The 18,461-nt window shown below is 36.5% G+C and carries 14 protein-coding genes; 6 read left to right on the top strand and 8 right to left on the bottom strand.

Going from position 1 to position 18,461, the window contains the following annotated elements; genetic code table 11:
- Window positions 1–54: 54 nt before the first annotated feature.
- Window positions 55–663, top strand: a complete 609-nt coding sequence (locus RAH34_RS01785; protein WP_306595410.1) for an alpha-ketoglutarate-dependent dioxygenase AlkB — start codon at window positions 55–57, stop codon at window positions 661–663.
- Between the two features lie 140 nt (window positions 664–803).
- Here RAH34_RS01785 and RAH34_RS01780 read toward each other — a convergent pair whose 3' ends face one another.
- From RAH34_RS01780 to RAH34_RS01765, 4 genes are all read right to left on the bottom strand, one after another.
- The gene (locus RAH34_RS01780; RefSeq protein ID WP_306594964.1) at window positions 804–2,663 is read right to left on the bottom strand and encodes a CocE/NonD family hydrolase; all 1,860 of its coding nucleotides are present in this window, start codon (window positions 2,661–2,663) and stop codon (window positions 804–806) included.
- Between the two features lie 277 nt (window positions 2,664–2,940).
- Window positions 2,941–5,709, bottom strand: coding sequence for a TonB-dependent receptor (locus RAH34_RS01775; RefSeq protein ID WP_306594963.1), 2,769 nt, complete (start codon window positions 5,707–5,709; stop codon window positions 2,941–2,943).
- A gap of 96 nt (window positions 5,710–5,805) precedes the next feature.
- Window positions 5,806–6,225: an SH3 domain-containing protein gene (locus tag RAH34_RS01770; protein WP_062674092.1), complete on the bottom strand. Its 420-nt coding sequence runs from the start codon at window positions 6,223–6,225 to the stop codon at window positions 5,806–5,808.
- 6 nt (window positions 6,226–6,231) lie between these two features.
- Window positions 6,232–6,720, bottom strand: coding sequence for a BON domain-containing protein (locus RAH34_RS01765; protein ID WP_114820277.1), 489 nt, complete (start codon window positions 6,718–6,720; stop codon window positions 6,232–6,234).
- 220 nt (window positions 6,721–6,940) lie between these two features.
- On the opposite strand from RAH34_RS01765, the gene RAH34_RS01760 reads away from it, so the two are divergent.
- Together RAH34_RS01760 and RAH34_RS01755 are read left to right on the top strand one after the other, a co-directional pair.
- Entirely contained in the window at window positions 6,941–8,191 is a 1,251-nt protein-coding gene (locus tag RAH34_RS01760) for a dicarboxylate/amino acid:cation symporter (protein WP_047434424.1), read from the top strand.
- 6 nt (window positions 8,192–8,197) lie between these two features.
- A complete protein-coding gene (locus RAH34_RS01755) occupies window positions 8,198–8,920 on the top strand; it encodes a phytanoyl-CoA dioxygenase family protein (RefSeq protein ID WP_306594962.1) in 723 nt (240 codons plus the stop codon).
- Window positions 8,921–8,966: 46 nt separating this feature from the next.
- On the opposite strand, the gene RAH34_RS01750 is transcribed toward RAH34_RS01755, so the two are convergent.
- Together RAH34_RS01750 and RAH34_RS01745 are read right to left on the bottom strand one after the other, a co-directional pair.
- Complete coding sequence (locus RAH34_RS01750; RefSeq protein WP_306594961.1) at window positions 8,967–9,737, bottom strand: hypothetical protein; 771 nt, start codon at window positions 9,735–9,737, stop codon at window positions 8,967–8,969.
- A gap of 19 nt (window positions 9,738–9,756) precedes the next feature.
- On the bottom strand, window positions 9,757–12,558 hold the full coding sequence (locus RAH34_RS01745) for a GH92 family glycosyl hydrolase (protein WP_306594960.1): 2,802 nt from the start codon (window positions 12,556–12,558) through the stop codon (window positions 9,757–9,759).
- Between the two features lie 93 nt (window positions 12,559–12,651).
- On the opposite strand from RAH34_RS01745, the gene RAH34_RS01740 reads away from it, so the two are divergent.
- Window positions 12,652–14,994 (top strand): outer membrane beta-barrel family protein, encoded by a 2,343-nt coding sequence (locus RAH34_RS01740; RefSeq protein WP_306594959.1) that lies wholly within the window; start codon window positions 12,652–12,654, stop codon window positions 14,992–14,994.
- Window positions 14,995–15,116: 122 nt separating this feature from the next.
- On the opposite strand, the gene RAH34_RS01735 is transcribed toward RAH34_RS01740, so the two are convergent.
- Entirely contained in the window at window positions 15,117–15,572 is a 456-nt protein-coding gene (locus RAH34_RS01735) for a hypothetical protein (protein WP_306594958.1), read from the bottom strand.
- Between the two features lie 151 nt (window positions 15,573–15,723).
- Between RAH34_RS01735 and RAH34_RS01730 the strand changes: the two genes are divergently transcribed.
- Both RAH34_RS01730 and RAH34_RS01725 read left to right on the top strand, forming a co-directional pair.
- Window positions 15,724–16,830 carry an Mrp/NBP35 family ATP-binding protein gene (locus RAH34_RS01730; RefSeq protein WP_062674106.1) on the top strand — a complete coding sequence of 369 codons (1,107 nt, stop codon included), beginning with the start codon at window positions 15,724–15,726 and terminating at the stop codon, window positions 16,828–16,830.
- A gap of 47 nt (window positions 16,831–16,877) precedes the next feature.
- The gene (locus RAH34_RS01725; RefSeq protein WP_002977212.1) at window positions 16,878–17,126 is read left to right on the top strand and encodes a NifU family protein; all 249 of its coding nucleotides are present in this window, start codon (window positions 16,878–16,880) and stop codon (window positions 17,124–17,126) included.
- A gap of 185 nt (window positions 17,127–17,311) precedes the next feature.
- Here the strand turns inward: RAH34_RS01725 and RAH34_RS01720 are convergent, their stop codons facing one another.
- A complete protein-coding gene (locus tag RAH34_RS01720) occupies window positions 17,312–18,337 on the bottom strand; it encodes a hypothetical protein (RefSeq protein WP_306594957.1) in 1,026 nt (341 codons plus the stop codon).
- Between the last annotated feature and the right edge of the window lie 124 nt (window positions 18,338–18,461).

Below are 18,461 nucleotides of genomic sequence, written 5' to 3'. Positions count from 1 at the left end.
TTGTGAAAAATATTAGTGTAATTTGTGTTTAATGAAAAAAAATTAAAAACGATGATGAGCCTCTTCGAAGAAATATCAGATTATCCACTCAATATCCTTCCACACGACGGAACCGTTCACTACTACGGCAAGATTTTCTCAAAAGAACAATCAGATTTTTACTATGATTATCTGCTCAACCAGATTCCATGGGAAAATGATGAAGCACTGATCTTTGGAAAACTGATTTTAACCAAAAGGAAAGTAGCCTGGTTTGGAGAAAAAGCTTTTGAATATACCTATTCGAAAAGAACAAAATATGCCCAATTCTGGACTCCCGAATTATTGGAGCTGAAGAAAAAATGTGAAGAAGTTTCGGGCGAAACCTACAATTCATGTCTGCTCAATTTATATCACGACGGGAGCGAAGGCATGGCTTACCACAGCGATGGGGAAACAGATCTGAAGAAACATGGAGCTATTGCTTCTTTAACCTTTGGGGCGGAAAGGAAATTTTTATTCAAACATAAAACAACCAAAGAAAAAGTAGAAATATTTCTTGAAAACGGAAGCTTATTAATTATGAAAGGAACTACTCAGGATAACTGGCTTCACAGGCTTCCGCCTACAACAAAAGTAAAAACTTCAAGAGTCAACCTGACCTTCAGAACCATTGAAGAATAAGCTTATCATCTCCATCAATAGAAGTGGGCTTTAGCCCACTTATCAAATAAATCAACATTCATCTGGCTTTAGCCAAAACCTAAAAAATAAACTGTATTATTCAAAAATAAAAAGCTGTTCAAACGAACAGCTTTTTCAATTTATTTTAAAATTTCAGCTTCAATAGAGCTGTCATCATATACTTTAATAAATGCCTTGGTGTAATCCTCTTTATTGGCAAAATTCGGATTATCCATAAATTTCTGCGGATTGATTGCGAAAAGCGGGAACCATGTGCTGCTGATCTGAATCTGGATTTTGTGTCCTTTTTTGAACGTATGAACCACATCCTGAAGTCTGAAATTAACAGCGGTCTTCTGGTTAGGAACCAAAGCTTCTCCCTTTTCTTTGGTATTTCTGAATCTTGCAGGCATAATCTCACTTCTTACCATCTGGTGGTAGTTGCCATAGATCACTCCGTCTTTCTTTTCTGCAGGTTTAAAATCTTCAGGGTAAACATCAATTAATTTTACCGCAAAATCGGCATCTGTAGAAGTAGAAGCAATATTCAGTTTCGCCATGATCTCTCCGGCAAATGTAATATCATCAGTCAATACATCGGTAGTAAACGTTAATACATCAGGTCTTCCGACAGAAAATCTCTGGTCTTCCGACATATAATTTTTTGGTGTGAAACCGTTGAAATCTTTTAAATGATCTGAGCTTAAAACAGGATTGTTAGGATCACTGTAATATTCAGAATAGCCTTGTCCTGATGATTTTTTCAAGGTTTTATCAGCCAGATAGAAATTCACTTTCTGTGCATTTTTCGGTGGGTAAGAAGCAAATTCCTTCCATTCTTTAGCTCCGGTGTCATACATTAATGCTTCAGGAAGCCCTGCGTCTTCTTTGGTATTCCCTTTCAGATAATGATTAAAGAATCTGGTTTCAATATTTTTTTGGTAGTAAGTGGCAATACTATCTCCAAAATACGTTTCGCTGTGAAAATGTTTTCCCTGCTCCTGAGACCAGCCGCCATGCGAGAAAGGTCCCATTACGATTGTATTTTTGGCTTTAGGGCTTGTTTTTTCGATGGTTTTATAAATATTCAATGGTCCTGAAAGATCTTCTGCATCAAACCATCCGCCAACAGTCATTACAGCGTGGTTGATATTTTTTAAGTGAGGAAGAAGCCCTCTTTTCTGCCAGAATTCATCGTAGTTGGTATGATTCATAATTTCTGTCATGAAGAAATTATTCTTGTAATATTTTTCATAGGCATCTTTCAGTGTTCCCAAGTCTCTGTAGAATTTCAAACCATCTTCTGAAGTCTGCTTGATGAAAGAATCCATATACCAAGCCTGCTTTTCCGGTTGTGTTTTCTGAACCCCAAAAACAGGAAATGTTCTGAAATAGCCCAACATAAATCTTCCGTTGTGAAGGAAGTCGTCATTCCAGAAATCAGAAATAGGTGCCTGTGGTGAAGAAGCTACCAAAGCAGGATGTTGTGACAAAGTTCCTACAGCAGTATAGAATCCTGGGTATGATGTTCCGAATTGGCCGACTTTACCATTGTTATCTTTCACATTTTTCAAAAGCCATTCGATGGTATCATAAGTATCTGTACTTTCGTCAACATCTTTTTTGGTTTTGCGTTCCACCTGCGGAGTCATATTGGTAAAAGTACCTTCACTCATATATCTTCCGCGCACATCCTGATACACGAAAATATACTTGTCTTTCATAAGGTAAGTGTTGGGACCTACCTTTGTTTTATATTCACTCTCTCCGTAAGGAGCAATGCTGTAGCAGGTTCTCTGCATAAGGAAGGGATATTTGTTCTTGTTCGAGATATCTTTCGGAATATACACCGCTGTGAAAAGTTTCACTCCATCGCGCATGGGAATATAAAATTCTTTCTTGGTGAAATTATCTTTAACGAAACTATCTTTCTGTTCCGTTTTCTGAGCTTTTCCAAGAATGAAAAAAAGAATACATAATATTGAAATATGGATTTTCATAAAAAAAATTTACCGCTAATTTAAAAATAAAAACAGGTTTATTAATAAATCTTGTTTAAAAGGTTGTTGTTGTCAGTATCTATCTGGATGAATAAGATAATATTTCATGGTAAACCACCCCGTCAAAAATTCTTTGAATTTTCGCCACCCCTCCGGAGGAGGGGAATATTACGTCTTCAGTTGTAATGGTGTTTAGGGATGAATTTCAGGTTATTTATAGAAATAGCCGGAAAGATCCGGCCATTATCAAAAATATATATAAAAGTATGGTGTTGTTTTACTGCATCTTTTTACCTGCAAATTTATTCAGTTTCATACTGATGGAGAACATAATGTATCGTTTCAGGATGAGGTCTTCACGGTCTTCAAAATAAGAATCGGTGATGGTTCTTCTCACGCTTTGATTCTGATTTAAAACGTCATAAACCTTTACTTTTGCTGTGAACTGTTTTTTATAGAATGAATATCCAAGGCTGGTATTCCAGAAGTAAAAATCCTTTTTAAAGCCTGGAGCAATATTCGAATTGGTATTATATTCAAAATCGTTTCCAAACACCAATCTGCCTTTAAGCATATAATTGGTCAGTTCAAGTTTTAATGACTGATTCGCTGTATTTACATTCGTTACATTATAATTGGTATAATTGGAGAAACTGTATCCAAGTCTGTAAGAAGGTTTGATGGTCATTTTATCCTTGATTTCATAGGTAAGATTAAGACCTGGGTTTAGATTATAAGAATTGCTGGTAAAAGATTGTCCGTCTATAAAACCATTATTGTAAGCATAATTCATGGTGAATCTTGGATTGATAATAAGTTTATTATTTTTCCATTTCAATACTTTACTTAAACCTCCGCCACCATTGATGCTTTTATTTCCGCTTACGTTGTCATAAGTGATTACCTGTTTTCCTGCATTATCATAGGTGGAAAAATTGATAATATCATTATTTCTGTACGTAAAGCCAATATTGAAATAGTAGCTTAACTCTTTCACTTTATTATAATTATTGAAATACACATAAAGATTGTTGGTCCAGGTGTTTTTCAAATCCGGGTTTCCCTGAAAGGTAATCAAGGGGTTTGATTCATCTTTATACGGAGTCAGTTGTTCTGCGGTGGGAATGGTGAAGTTGGAATAGTTGTAAAAGCTTAAAGTTTTTCCTTCTGACAGTTGATAATAAAGGTTCACATTATATTGGGGCAGTACAAAATTCTTCTGCAGATCATATTGCTGGCCGTTATAAATAGAATTTACTTTCATATCCGAAATGTCAAGATTCATGGAAGCCCAGAAATTCAGTTTCTTTTTGCTAATCTGGTAAGTCAACTCAGGAGAGATCTGATTGATTCTTTGCTTCATATTGTTGGATAAAAGCTGGTTGAATTTAGTGTAATCTCCTGTCGTATTATCAAAATCGTTTACATTCCTCAGATCTCTGGAAGATCGGGTTTCATATTTCACTTCAAAACTTACACTTGAAGAATCGGAAACGGGCTCTGTATATCCGGCAGTAAAATTAAAACTGCTGTTCTGATTTTTATTTTTGGCTAGCTGATCCCTGTTGTCTGTTGTGGTTCCATTAGTTTGGTAGAACGTATTTTGAGATTGGTTCAGGTTATCTCTTTTAGATTCAGAAATAGAACTGTTCATATTGGCAGAAATCGAACGGCCTTTTTTCTTGAATTTTCTTGAAAAATAGAGGTATGGATTAAATGAGTTGCTTTCCGAATCATTACTTGAATACGCATTACTTTCATTCAGAAGGCTGCCATTCCTTAAAGAAGAAGATCTTGAATTATTGAAACTGAAGCTGCTGTTTTTCGTAAGCCTCGGAGAAAGATAGATACTGGTCATAGAATCCAGTTTGATTTTAGCCGAAGTATCAAAGCTGTATTGTTTGGATTCATTTTCTCCGTTGCTTTCAGAATTGGTCTGAAGCGTGTAAGTAGGGAGAAGGGTAGATCTTGAAACTTTAGACCTTGTTTCTATATTAGAGTCGGAATGCATCAGACTGAAGGAATCCAGATCAGCATCTTTTCCCAGCTTGTCACTGTAATTTAACCCAATGGTTGTAGACCTTTGAATTCCTTTCGTACCACCTCCCTGGTTATAGTAAGTCACATTTCCTACCGTTGAGACGGATCCTCCCTGCATCATCCAGGCATTCCGGCCATTTCCCATACTATCAAACACCTCATCTCTGGAAAACCCCTGAGAATTGATGTTATTGGAAGAAGCCAATAAACTTATTTTTGTATCCCCTTTAAAATAACTTGCCAGTCCGCTTGCTTCATACCGCTTATCTGATCCATAGCCGAACGTAAGTCTGGTCAGCAAACCTTTGTTTTTCTTTTCATCAATATTAAAGTTGATCGTAGTATTTTGAGATTTGGCTGTTTTTCCGCTGAGTTCTTCTTCCTTTGTTTTAGTGGTGGTAAACTGAATATTCTTGATGATATCTGCGGGTAAATTCTGCAGGGCAATTTTACCATCTTTATCAAAGAAAGGTTTTCCATTGATCATGATTTGGTCCACCTCTTTTCCATTCACAGTAATCTTTCCTTCATTGCTGATTTCTACCCCGGGAATCTGCTTCAGAAGCTCTTCAATTTTACTGTCGGGCCTTACTTTGATAGCGGCTGCACTAAATTCAATAGTGTCTTTTTTAATTTTTACCGGAGAAACTGTGATTTTTACTTCATCAATTTTATTCACAATACTTTGTTTCTCAAGCTGAATATCTCCCAGAGATAGCGACTGATCTATTTTCTCAAATTTTTTTGAATAGGAGGTTAATTTATCCGCATCAATTTTTAGAATGGAAGGTTCTTTCATATCATCAATCTTCAGTGAGAATTTTCCTTCCCGATTGGTTGCCGTATAATTGATAATGGATGAATCTTTTTGTTTCAAAAGATAGACGGTGGCATTTTCTATCGCTTTCTTTTCAGAATCGGATATTTTTCCGTCAATGTGTAACTTTTGGGCGTGCAGAATAATGACAGTGAACATCAAAGTCAATAGCAACAGAGTTTTCTTCATTAGTTTTTTTTTCAGAGCGGTAAAAATATAAAAACATCCCAAAACAGGGATGTTTCTATGCTTTTTTTGTGAAAATTTATTATTTTTTAATAAAAATTATGCTCTTAAATATCTTGAGTAAGCATATCCTTCCTGGCCGTCAGCATTTTTTACTTTCCACCAGTCATCAGAAGTCTGCTCGATAAGAGTCACAGAAGAACCTTTCGCAGCTTTACCTACAACGGCAGCTTCAGTAGAAGGTTCCTGTCTGATGTTCAGATTAGATTCTTCAGTAGCCACTGTTAAAGAAGCACCTGAAGCCAGACCTGCAACCTGTACATCAATATTGATATCTGAAGCAGAATAAGTAGAATCAATAGCTCCTAAAGCATTCCATACAGCATCTTTAGCCGCAGTATTGGAAGCATTTCCGGAAACATAAAGAATTCCATCCTGCTCCTGAACCTGAAGGTTGGAAATCCCAGCAGACTGAGCCGCTGAAACTACGCTTGAATATTTATCTTGTAATTGGCTCATCTTAAATTATTTTACGATTAGGTTGTTATTATACTTTCCGATTTTCAAAGCATCTACAGATTCTTTGATTTTTCTAGCCTGTAAGGCAGAAACATTTCCTGTAAGAGTAAGCTGTCCGTTTACAACTTCTACTTTTACAGAAGGGAAATCTTTTACTGCATCCTGAACTTTTTTCTGAACAGCAGGATCTACAGCAGATGCCGTTTCAACCGGTGCTGCAGGTGCAGGAGCAGCTATAGTAGACATATCCATTACGTCTTTTACTCCGCTGATTGCTTTTAATTGTGCAATCATTGCGTCTTTAGACTGTTGATCTGCGAAAGTACCGCTTAAGTGAGCTACACCATCTTTTACTTCAACAGAAGCATTGGGATTAGAAGTTACTATAGTTGTAGCCTGAGTCTGAAGGTCGGCATCAGAAACTTTCTTTTTACAAGAAATAGCACCGAAAGATACAGCTACAGCTAATGCAGCCATTGCAATAGTTTTTTTCATATTGTATATTTATTAATGTTGTTATACACTCAAATGTAATAATAAAATTTGTACCAAAAGAATAAAAATTCAATAAATGTTTCTTAATTTTTTTACAATATTTTCTAAACCAGGGTTTTAATTTTTTGGGATTAAAAACTTAACGCAAAATTCAACTCTATAGAAGAAAATCTTCTGCCAATTGAAAAACCATTATATTTGCGCAAATTGAACTATATATATGAAAGGACAGAATAAACTTTTTATAGCAATTATCATTGCACTTCTTCTGGGAGTAGGAATTGGAGGTATTGTACACGTAAGCTATCCGGATAGTGCAGAACCATTTTCTAAAAACATAAAACTGTTGGGAACGGTTTTTATCAGATTGGTACAGATGATTATTGCTCCATTGGTTTTTACGACATTAGTAGTGGGGATTGCCAAAATGAGTGATATTAAAATGATCGGAAGAGTAGGTACAAAAGCCATGCTTTGGTTTATTTCCGCTTCTCTGATTTCCCTTTTTATCGGGTTGATCCTTGTTAACTGGCTGGAACCGGGACATGTTACCAAATTACCGATTCAGGATGTCGCTTCTGCTGATGAACTTCTTAAAAGCAGCAAAAGTTTTTCCATGGAAGACTTTGTAAAGCACATGATTCCTAAAAGTTTATTTGAAGCTTTCGCTACCAACGAAGTATTGCAGATCGTTGTATTTGCAGTGATGTTTGGTGTTGCCTTGGCTAATCTGGGAGAAGAATATGCTAAGCCTGTTGTGAAGCTATTTGATATTATTGCTCATGCCATTCTTAAAATGGTAGGGTACATCATGTGGTTTGCTCCGCTTGGAGTATTGGGAGCTATTGCAGCGGTAGTGGCCACCAATGGTTTTGAAATTTTTAAAGTATATGCTATTTATTTAAGAGACTTCTTCTTTGCTATAGGAGTTCTTTGGCTGGTTCTTTTACTGGTAGGGTATTTCATCTTAGGAAACCGTCTTTTTGATCTTTTAAAAAGAATTAAAGAACCTTTGCTGATTGCTTTCTCTACTACAAGTTCAGAAGCGGTATTCCCTAAATTGGTGGAAGAATTAGAGAAATTCGGGTGTAACAGCAGAGTAGTATCTTTTATTTTACCATTAGGATATTCATTCAACCTGGATGGAAGTATGATGTACATGACATTTGCTTCAATCTTTATTGCTCAGATCTACGGAATCGAAATGACTCTGGGGCAGCAGATCACCATGCTTTTGGTATTAATGCTTACTTCCAAAGGAATTGCCGGAGTTCCGAGAGCTTCCCTGGTAATTATTGTAGCAACATGTTCAATGTTTGGTATTCCACCGGAAGGTATTGCTTTGATTTTACCAATTGACCATTTCTGTGATATGGGTAGAAGTATGACGAACGTACTTGGAAATACGCTGGCAACGACAGCGGTTTCAAAATGGGAAGGACAGTTAACTGAACCATTAGACAAAATTTAAATATCAATGAGTTTAAACAACTTAGAAAATCATAAAAGCCATATTGAAGAATATGGCTTTGCTGTTATCAACAATGTGTTTTCACAGAAAGAACAGGAAGACATTAATGTTGTTCTGCATAATATAGACACTTCAAAAGAAAATTTTAGAAAGTCTGAAGACCTTTTTGCCATCAGACAGTTTTTAAAGGAAGTTCCGGAAATCAAAGACCTTGTGTTTAATGAAAACATCAGGAAAGTGATAAAGGAAATCTTTGGAGAAAAATATTTTGTAGTTAAAAGCATCTATTTTGATAAGCCTGAAACCTCCAACTGGTATGTGGCCTATCATCAGGATCTGACAATTTCTGTAGATAAAAAGCTGGAATTGGAAAATTTCGGACCGTGGACCACCAAACAAAATCAGTTTGCGGTGCAGCCTCCACTCAATGTTTTGGAAAATATCTACACTATCAGAATCCATCTTGATGATACCGATGAAAATAACGGAGCATTGAAAGTAGTCCCCAAATCTCATGCAAAAGGTATTTACAGACCTGAAACCATCGACTGGACTGTAGAAACCGAAAAAATCTGCAACGTAGAAAAAGGTGGAATTATGCTGATGAAACCTTTAACGCTTCACGGCTCAAACAGAACAACAAACGGAAAGAAAAGAAGAGTCATCCACATCGAATTTTCTGATATCGAACTTCCGGAAGTCCTGCAATGGTCGGAAAGAATGAATTGAAAAATAAACCCTTCTTCAAAATTCTGAAGAAGGGTTTATTTTAGTATTAATCACAGGAGATGATTTCACCATACGGCTTGTCTATATTTTCTTTATGATAGGAGAGAAATAGCAGGCCTTCTTTAGGGTTGGAATCCCAGAAAGATGTCGGTGTGGAGACTTTCATCTTTGTTTTCAGTATATTTTCGATCATATTATCCTTACTTCCAAAAGTTGTAACAGGAGTAATTTCCTGAATTTTTGATGTATCATCTATTTTTACTTTATAGATAGCAAAAGACTGCTTAGGCTTGAATCCACTGATCTTTGATAAATCAGATCTATATTCGGTTTGAGTTTCATCATAGCAACGGGTAAATTGTAAGCCTATAAACCTGAATGTATTATTATTTAAATAAGTAAAGGCTTTTTCCAGATTTTTAAGCCACGATTTTTCATCTTTTGTTGGTTTATTTTTCAGTTTTGATTTTGGAGTACAGGATGAAATGGAATAGGTGTTATTGTATTGGTTTAAAAAGATCAGATATCTTTCATTGACCAGGACATCAATTTCACAAGCTCCGGAATAGGAATTTCCAATGAGTCCTCTCACATTCATTGTTTTGAATGTTTTAGCTCCCTTATATACTTTTTCAATTTCAATATCTGCTTTATAGGATCTTTGCTCAGTATTTTCGTCATATACTTTCAAAATTTTGATAATACCTACAAATTCAGAATTTTGATAATTGTGTGCTAAGGTTTCATATACACATGAGCAGGCTGAAACTTTTATAATACTTAAAAGTAAAAAGAGTAGTAATGATAATTTTTTCATAGGTGTTGTTTTTGTTTTTTTACTTCACAGCAATCTCATCAATAAAGACATAAGCATCACCGCCCGCTCCCTGATGCCATTCCGGAAGTTTTCCGAAATAATAAGCTTTTACTTTAATATATCGGGCTTCGGTAGGAAGAATTTCTGTTGAAAAGTCTTTGATCTGTACTTTTTCATCCTTAGGATCAATAGTATTGTCAACCGTTTTCAGAAGGACAAAATCTTTTCCGTTCATGGAGGCATAATATTCTACTTTTTTAGGCATCAGAATCCAGGCTCTGCTGTCCTGAAGGTAAGTGGAAGATAATGATTTTATGTTCTTAGGGGATTTAAAATCAATGACTGCTTCAAAATTTTGTCCCTGATATCCGTGCCATTCCCCTTTTCTCCAGTTCACATCTCCTCTGATTCCGTCAATAAGAGCCAGGTTTCCGGTAGCACTGTACTGTGGAGTTACTTTTGACAGAATATTAATATCCCAATAATTAGGTCTTCTGTTGAAATGAGCAGTGGTTACAGAACTCTTTTCTCCGTTTCTTTCAGCATAAGCCATTACCTGAGTGGTTTTGGTGATGGAGAATGGTCCTTTATAAGTAGAGAACGTCTTTCTTTTATTGCTGTCACTGTCATCCATCGTCATGTAGTACACTTTGTCATTCGGATGCAATGGTGTGATTTCTACTTTGGTAGAAAAATCAAAGATTCTGTCAGCAGCAATTACTGGTGAAGCGGTTTGTTCAGCATATTTAAAATCTTTAACAGGTTTTACATTTTCGAACCCCAGTTTTTTAAGTTCAGCTCTGCCGGTAGTTTTGGTAATTGTTCTTGTAGTACCGTCTTCAAGATGAATTTTAATTTCATCAAAATAAGGCGTTGTTGTTTCCCATTCCGGTAATCCCGGAGTGACAGAATAAATTCCCATGGAGCTTAAAACATACCATGCACTCATCTGGCCGCAGTCTTCATTTCCGATCAATCCGTCAGGCGTGTTTTTATAGAAGTTATCAAGGATGTATTTGATTTTGGCATCTGTTTTTTCAGGCTTATCTACGAAATTGTATAAATAAGCAATGTGATGACTGGGTTCATTCCCTTGAGCGTATTGTCCCATCAATCCTGTGATATCCACTTGTTCTCTTCCTGTTGTTTTATCAGGTGCTGTAAAAATAGCATCAATGAACTGTTCAAATTTTTCTTTCCCGCCATGCGCTGCAATAAGCCCCGGAATATCCTGCTGTACAGAATAAGAATAATGCCATGAGTTTCCTTCCGTATAATTGTTATTGACTTCTCTCGGATCAAAAGGTTCATACCAGTTTCCGTTTTTTCTCGGCTGCATAAAGCCTGATTTAGGATTGTAAAGGTTTTTCCAGTTCTGAGAACGTTTCATGAAATACTGATACTCTTCTTTTTTGCCTAAAATTTTGGCCATCTGAGCAATACACCAGTCGTCATAGGCATATTCTACGGTTTTTGAAACACTTTCGTGCTCGTCGTCTATGCTGATATAATTATTCTGTTTGTAGGCATTCAATCCAAAAATGTCCTGCATGGCAGAACCTTTTGCCGCCTGAAATGCCTTTTCGTAATCAAACCCCTGAATTCCCTTAGCCATAGCATCTGCAATCACAGAAACAGAGTGGTAGCCAATCATACATTCCGTTTCATTGGAAGCCAGTTCCCATACCGGAAGTTTTCCTCCCTGTTCATATTGTTTAATGAAAGTATTGATAAAATCGGCTGTTCTTTTTCTATCAATTAAAGTCATCAGCGGATGAGCACCTCTGAAGGTATCCCAAAGTGAGAATACGGTGTAATAATCAAAACCATTGGCAGTATACAGCTTATTGTCTCTGCCTCTGTATTTTCCGTCAACATCCATATTGATGTTGGGTTGTGTGAAAACATGATAAAGAGCGGTATAAAAAACGGCTAATTTGTTTTTATCATCAGATTTCACCTCAATTTTGGAAAGTTCTTTATCCCAATTCGTTTCGGCCTGTTTTTTTACTGCTTCAAAATCCTTTGATTGTCCTTCTGCCAGCATATTTTTTCCTGCTCCTTCATAGCCAGTAGGAGAAATAGAAACCTTTACATTGATCTTTTCTCCTTTTTTAACGTTAGCTGAAAATGCCAGTGCAAGTTTTGTCCCCGTAAAAAGATTGTTTTCCTGTTTTCCGTTGACCTCTTTTTTTGAAATTTCCATAGGTTTTGAAAACTCAATTCTCGCGTAGATGTACTGGTTGGTAGCCCAAGCCTCACTTCTTCTGAAAACTTCAATCGTTTTATCATCAATAATTTTTACTTCACCCTCCAGAAGCTTATCTCTGTGGTTGAGGTCTAAAATGATATTGGCATTTCCTGCATTGTTGAAGGTGTATTCGTGATAACCGACTCTTTTGGTCGTTGTAAGACGAACATCAATATTATTTTTATCTAATTTGACAGCATAGAAACCGGCTGTTGCTTTTTCATTTTTATGCGAAAATTTTGATGAATAATCTTTGCTATTCAGGCTTGGATTTCCCATAGTCGGCATCAGCATAATGTCTCCGTAATCTGAAACTCCCGTTCCATTCAGGTGGGTATGAGAAAAGCCATAGATCACAGAATCTGAATAATGGTATCCGCTGCATCCGTCCCAGCTTCCGTCAATTCTGGTATCTGGAGAAAGCTGTACCATTCCAAAAGGGACAATTGCCCCCGGAAAAGTGTGGCCATGGCCTCCGGTTCCTATCATTGGATTGACATATTGAGAATAATTCTGTGCAGAAATGATCTGAGTAATACAGATGGAAAATATAATAAGCCCTTTTTTCATGTTTTGATTTTAAAGAACGAAGATATTGAAAAACAGGAAAAGTGATGTAATAAAAGTCGATTACGGTTTGTCTTATTAAAAACGATATAATTCATGAAGAAGATAGTTCTAGCCGTAATCATGCTGTTGCCCGTAGCTGCATTTGCCCAAAGTATAACCGGGAAGATCACCCAAACCGGAAATGCTGTTCCTTACGTTGAAGTGGTTGCAGTAAAAAATCAGAAGCAACAGACTGCTATTTCGGATGAAAAAGGAAATTACTCCCTGAAACTTTTAGAAAACGGAAACTATAATATCAGACTTATCCAGGATGGTATTGAAATATCCAATAAAGATATTGCTGTTAACGGAACAGTGAAACAGGACTTTTTTATTGAAAAAAAGAATGAAAGACAAATCGAAGGGGTAACGCTTACCGCCAGAAAAAAGCTGATTGAAAGAAAAGCAGACAGACTCGTATTTAATGTTTCCAATTCTGTTGCCTCACAGGGGATGGATGCTGTGGATGCTCTTGCGACAACTCCTTTGGTAAAAGTAGATGATAATACAGGCGTTTCCATTGTTGGGAAAAGTGGAGTGGCAGTAATGATCAACGATAGAATTCTGAATTTGTCAGATGCAGAACTGGTTACCTATCTGAAAAGTCTCAGATCCGAAAATATAGAAAAAATTGAAGTCATTACAGCACCTCCTGCCAAATATGAAGCGCAGGGAAATAGTGGATTGATCAATATTGTTTTAAAGAAAAACCAGAATCTGGGATGGAGTGGAAGTTTAACATCCAGTCTTCAGCAGCAGACGTATACGGGAAATTCAAACAGTGTAACATTGAATTATCAGAATGAAAAGCTGCGTACTTCATTAAAGTTAAGACAGAATAAAAATGAAAAACATTCCTACGAAAACTATTGGATAGAAGGAGCAGACGGTCTTAAAAGCAATGATAACAGAAGAGATTTCGGGGATGGGCTTGGCGCCAATGTAAGTCTGGATTATCAGTTGAGCAAGAAGTCCAATATCGGGTTTATTTATGATTTCGGATTCGGACATTCCAATATGGATATCAGGAATACTTCAAACTATTTCCAGAATGGAATTTATACCAATACACTTCTCACCGATGCGGAGCATAGAGCTACAGGAAGACAACATACGGCCAGTGCTTATTATGATCTGAAATTCGGGAAACAGGATAATAAGCTGAGTATCACAGGAAATTATTTTTCCAATACTCCGGAAACAACGATTGATTTTACCACTACAGAAAGCTCAGGAGACCAGTATGTCATCAAATCGCCATCAATGGTAGATTATAAAATTTATTCCGGGCAGGCAGATCTTACATTGCCTTATCAGTTTGCAAAGACAGAAGCAGGGGTGAAATTCACGAATTTTGATAATAATTCCAGTATATTTTATCAGAACTTAACGAACGGACAATATATTACAGATCCTCTGAAAAGCAATGAGTTTGAATATAATGAGAAAAATTATGCAGCTTATATCAGTTTTGAAAGATCATTCAACGAAAAATGGTCTGCAAAAGCAGGTTTACGCTACGAATATTCTGTGGTGAACGGAAATTCTTTAACTTCCGGACAGCAGACTGAAAATTCTTACGGCAAATTTTTTCCAACGGCCTATATCAGCTATAAAAGTAATGAAAATCATACTTTCAACCTGAATTATTCCAAAAGAATCAACAGACCGGGATTCCGCGCGATCAATCCCTACCGATGGTATACCAATATCAATTCTTATTTTACAGGAAATCCTTTCCTGAAGCCTTCTATCAATCATAATTTTGAACTTTCTTATGTGTATAAAGGAAAATTATCGGCATCAGCTTATTTTCAGAGAACCGTAGAAGCATTTAGTCAATTGGCAACTCTGAAAGGGGAAAACAGGGTAAGTACTTTTGAAAATTATTACAACCAGAACAGCATGGGAGTTTCCGTTAACTATTCAGATACTTTTTTCAAAAAATGGGAAGCCAATTACTCGGCCAATTATTCTTATATGAATACGGATGTTTTTGCAACCGATGCTCTTGCCAGAAAAGGAAACAGTTATGATTTCGATTTTCAGAATAATATATCACTCAACCCAAGTAAAACAATACAGTTGATTCTGAATTACTGGTTCCGTCTGCCTTCCAATTCCGGAAATTCCTATATGAAGTTTGCAGGAAATCTTACCTCAGGGGTGAAACTGAATCTTATGGAAAAGAACCTTCAGCTGAATATTTTTGTTTCAGATATCTTAAAGCAAGGCAAAAGTCTGGGAGAAATTTATTATACCACAGGAACGCATTCCTATAATAATTACTACGACGCCAGAAGACTTACCGTATCTGCAACCTATACTTTTGGAAACAAAAAAGTAAAAGGAACGGACCGTAATGTAAGGTTTGATGAAAAAAACAGAGCCAATTAATACTCTGACTTTAAATTATTTTTTGATGCATGTCATTCTGATTGAAACGAAGTGGAATGAAGAATCTCTTCCTTCGTCAGAAACCGGAAATTCAGCATGGGTTATGACAATACAGAAAATTTCTACACTTCTCCCTCAAAGAAATCATTGAGATATTCCTCTTTGTCTTTTTCTTCTCTTCCGGAACCGATAAATTTTTTCCAGGACTGAGATTCATGATAGACAATGCCCATTTCCCAGACACAGTAAGTCGGAAGATGGGTTTTGTTTCTGTCCCATATTTCAAATTTTCCGGAACCATCATAATACACGCTTTCCCATAATTCGTTTTCACTTCGCCATGTGCAGACTAACAGGAGATAATTTTCTCCACAGCGATGCATGATGACAAATCCCAGATCATCGATGTTTTTAAAATTTTCTTCAGCATTTTCAATGCACCATTGGGCATTATCAATGTCCTGTTGTGAAACTTCCAAAGGATCACTCGCGAGGTCATACCATTTGAATTTTGTTTTTCCGACGGTAAAAATTCCTTTTGGCTGTGCGTATTTGGAAGGATAGGAAGTCGTTTTCATATCAATTGCTTTCTGAGGTTGGGTGTGGTGTCAGGATAAAAAATCAGAAATAAGAAATTTTTAACGATCTGATTTATCACCTGATATTATAGATTTTATTGATTCTAAATTACCGAAAAAATCCGTAAATTTGTAAACAATTTATATTTATATGTTGACGAAAGAAAAGGTTCAGGAATTCCTTAAAGAAATAGAAGTAGACGATTTGGTGAATAATCTTCAGATTATGGGTAACGATGTTTATATTGACATGACTGCTCATTCGCCTGCAATGCACGAAAAGAAAAAACTGGAGGCTGCTATGAAACAGGCTTTTGCCAGTGAGTTTGGAGAAGACATTCATTTAAAACTTAAAATCGTTTCTCCGGAGCCTAGTGAAATTCAGCAAAGTCAGATCAAAGGAAAACAAATTCCGGGAATTCAAAATATTATCGCTATTGCTTCCGGTAAAGGAGGAGTAGGGAAATCTACTGTTTCTGCAAATATGGCAGTAACGTTGGCAAAAATGGGATTTAAAGTAGGATTACTGGATGCTGATATCTATGGTCCTTCAGTTCCTACCATGTTTGATACAGAGGGGCAAAAGCCAATTTCTGTGGAAGTAAATGGTAAGAATCTGATGAAGCCTATCGAAAATTATGGGGTTAAAATGCTTTCAATAGGATACTTCTCAGGAGCTAATCAGGCTGTAGTGTGGAGAGGTCCTATGGCTTCAAAAGCATTGAACCAGATGATCAGAGATGCTGCATGGGGAGAACTGGATTTCTTATTAATTGACCTTCCTCCGGGAACAGGAGATATTCACTTATCTATTATCCAGGAAGTACCGGTAACAGGAGCAGTGATTGTAAGTACACCTCAGCATGTTGCACTGGCAGATGTAAGAAAAGGGATTGCGATGTTCCAGATGGAAAGTATTAACATTCCGGTTCTTGGATTAATTGAAAATATGGCGTATTTTACACCGGAAGAACTTCCTGACAATAAATATTATATCTTTGGAAACCAGGGAGCACAATATTTAGCTGAAGATCTTGGAATTCCGGTATTGGGAGAAATTCCTTTGATCCAAAGCATCAGAGAAGCAGGAGACGTCGGAAGACCGGCAGCACTTCAGGAAGGATCTAAAATTGCAGATATCTACACCGAAACTGCCAGAAAAATGGTAGAAAGTTTAGTGGAAAGAAATAAAAATCTTCCTCCTACTGAAGCAGTGAAGATTTCCACAATGGCGGGATGCTCACCAAAAGCAAAATAATAATAATTTCAATAAAATTTGAAAAAACCGAATTGAACTGAAGAAATATGGAAACAAACATAACGCACGAAGATACAGTAACAAGAGTAATGGAAGCTCTGGAAAGCATCAGACCGTTTTTGAATAAAGACGGTGGTGATATTGAGCTTATTGATGTGAAAGATAATCAGGTGTTTGTGAAACTTTTAGGTAACTGTTCCGGATGTTCATTGAACTTTTCAACCTTGAAACTGGGTGTTGAAAATACAATCAAGCAACATGCTCCGGAAATCGAAAAGGTAATCAACGTAGAGTAAAATTATATCTGAGATATTTTTAAAAAGACAGGCTTTTTTTTAGGCCTGTCTTTTTATTTGCTTTAATAACAATACGTTTGGTTAAGCTTAGTGACCAAACCTGACGGGTTTTAAAAACCCGTCAGGTTTCATAAATTAATTTATACTTGAGATTTTTGGTTATATTTTCAAGAAATAAATATAAATTATAATCCTGCGGGAGGTGAAGCTGCTGCTCCGCTATTGGCTCCACCTAAGTTTTGAGACACTGGTGTAAGCGTTTTAAGGATACTATTATTGATAACAAGACAATAGATTGTCCAGGTTCCATTGATTCCGCCCGGAGGAGCTGTGGATAAGTAATCAGCTGCTAGACGCCATGTTCCACCTGCGGTAAAAGCAAACACATTTGCAGGAGCATAAGTAGCAGGTGTCACTGTATTATTAGTATTTAAAGAGTTGTTAAAACTATTTCCTACTACTGTCACAGTATAATCTGTAGTGCTTATTTTGGTGTCATAATTAGCAATCCAGTCTCCCTGGACATTGGATATTGTATAAACAATATAATTGATCGTCGCAGTATTTCCGGTAGATGAAACAGCAAGTTTCACCTCTCCGGTAGTATTATCTCTTACTAAGGTAGAAACATTGGTTGATGAATTTGAATTCACAACAGTTCCAATTCTCAGATTACCATTAATATCCAATTTAGTAGTAGGTGTGGAAGTTCCAACTCCAATTCTGTCATTCTGCGTATCTACTGAAAAAGTAGTGCCGTCAATAGTAAATTGATTAACACTGGGCGTGCTTGCTGTAAAAGATAATGTTTTATTAGTCATTGCAACAGTACGGTTTGCTTGTATCGTACCATCTGTATTATATAAACTGGTATCGCTGGGAACAGATGTAATTACTTTTTGCCAGATGGTTCCGTCAAAATAATAGTAACCGGGCGTAGTAACATTGTTTGTTTTTACCGTAAGGGTACCTGTTGTATCCAATACATACACTAATGTACCTGTTTGTGGGGAATTATAGGCCCCATCTTTAGCAATCAGGTCAGCTCTTGATAATCGGGGAGTAATTAATCCCTCGGCAATAGCAGGAGATGTGGCTGTCGTTAATGCTTTAACATCAAGAGTTGCAGTGGGAGAGTTTGTATTGATTCCTACTTGGGAAAAGCATAGGCTAAAGGATAAGCTTAATGAGAGTAATAGTACTTTTTTCATGATTTCTCTGGGTTTGTGTTTTTTTAACCGTAAAATGATTTTACTGTCAAATGTGTAATTATTATACAAAGATACAGATAATATGATAAATTAGGTTGAAATTTTTATTTGGAAAAGATCACAA

Source organism: Chryseobacterium sp. WLY505 (genome assembly GCF_030846215.1).
Classification (GTDB): domain Bacteria; phylum Bacteroidota; class Bacteroidia; order Flavobacteriales; family Weeksellaceae; genus Chryseobacterium.
This window is presented reverse-complemented; position numbering and strand designations above follow the sequence as displayed.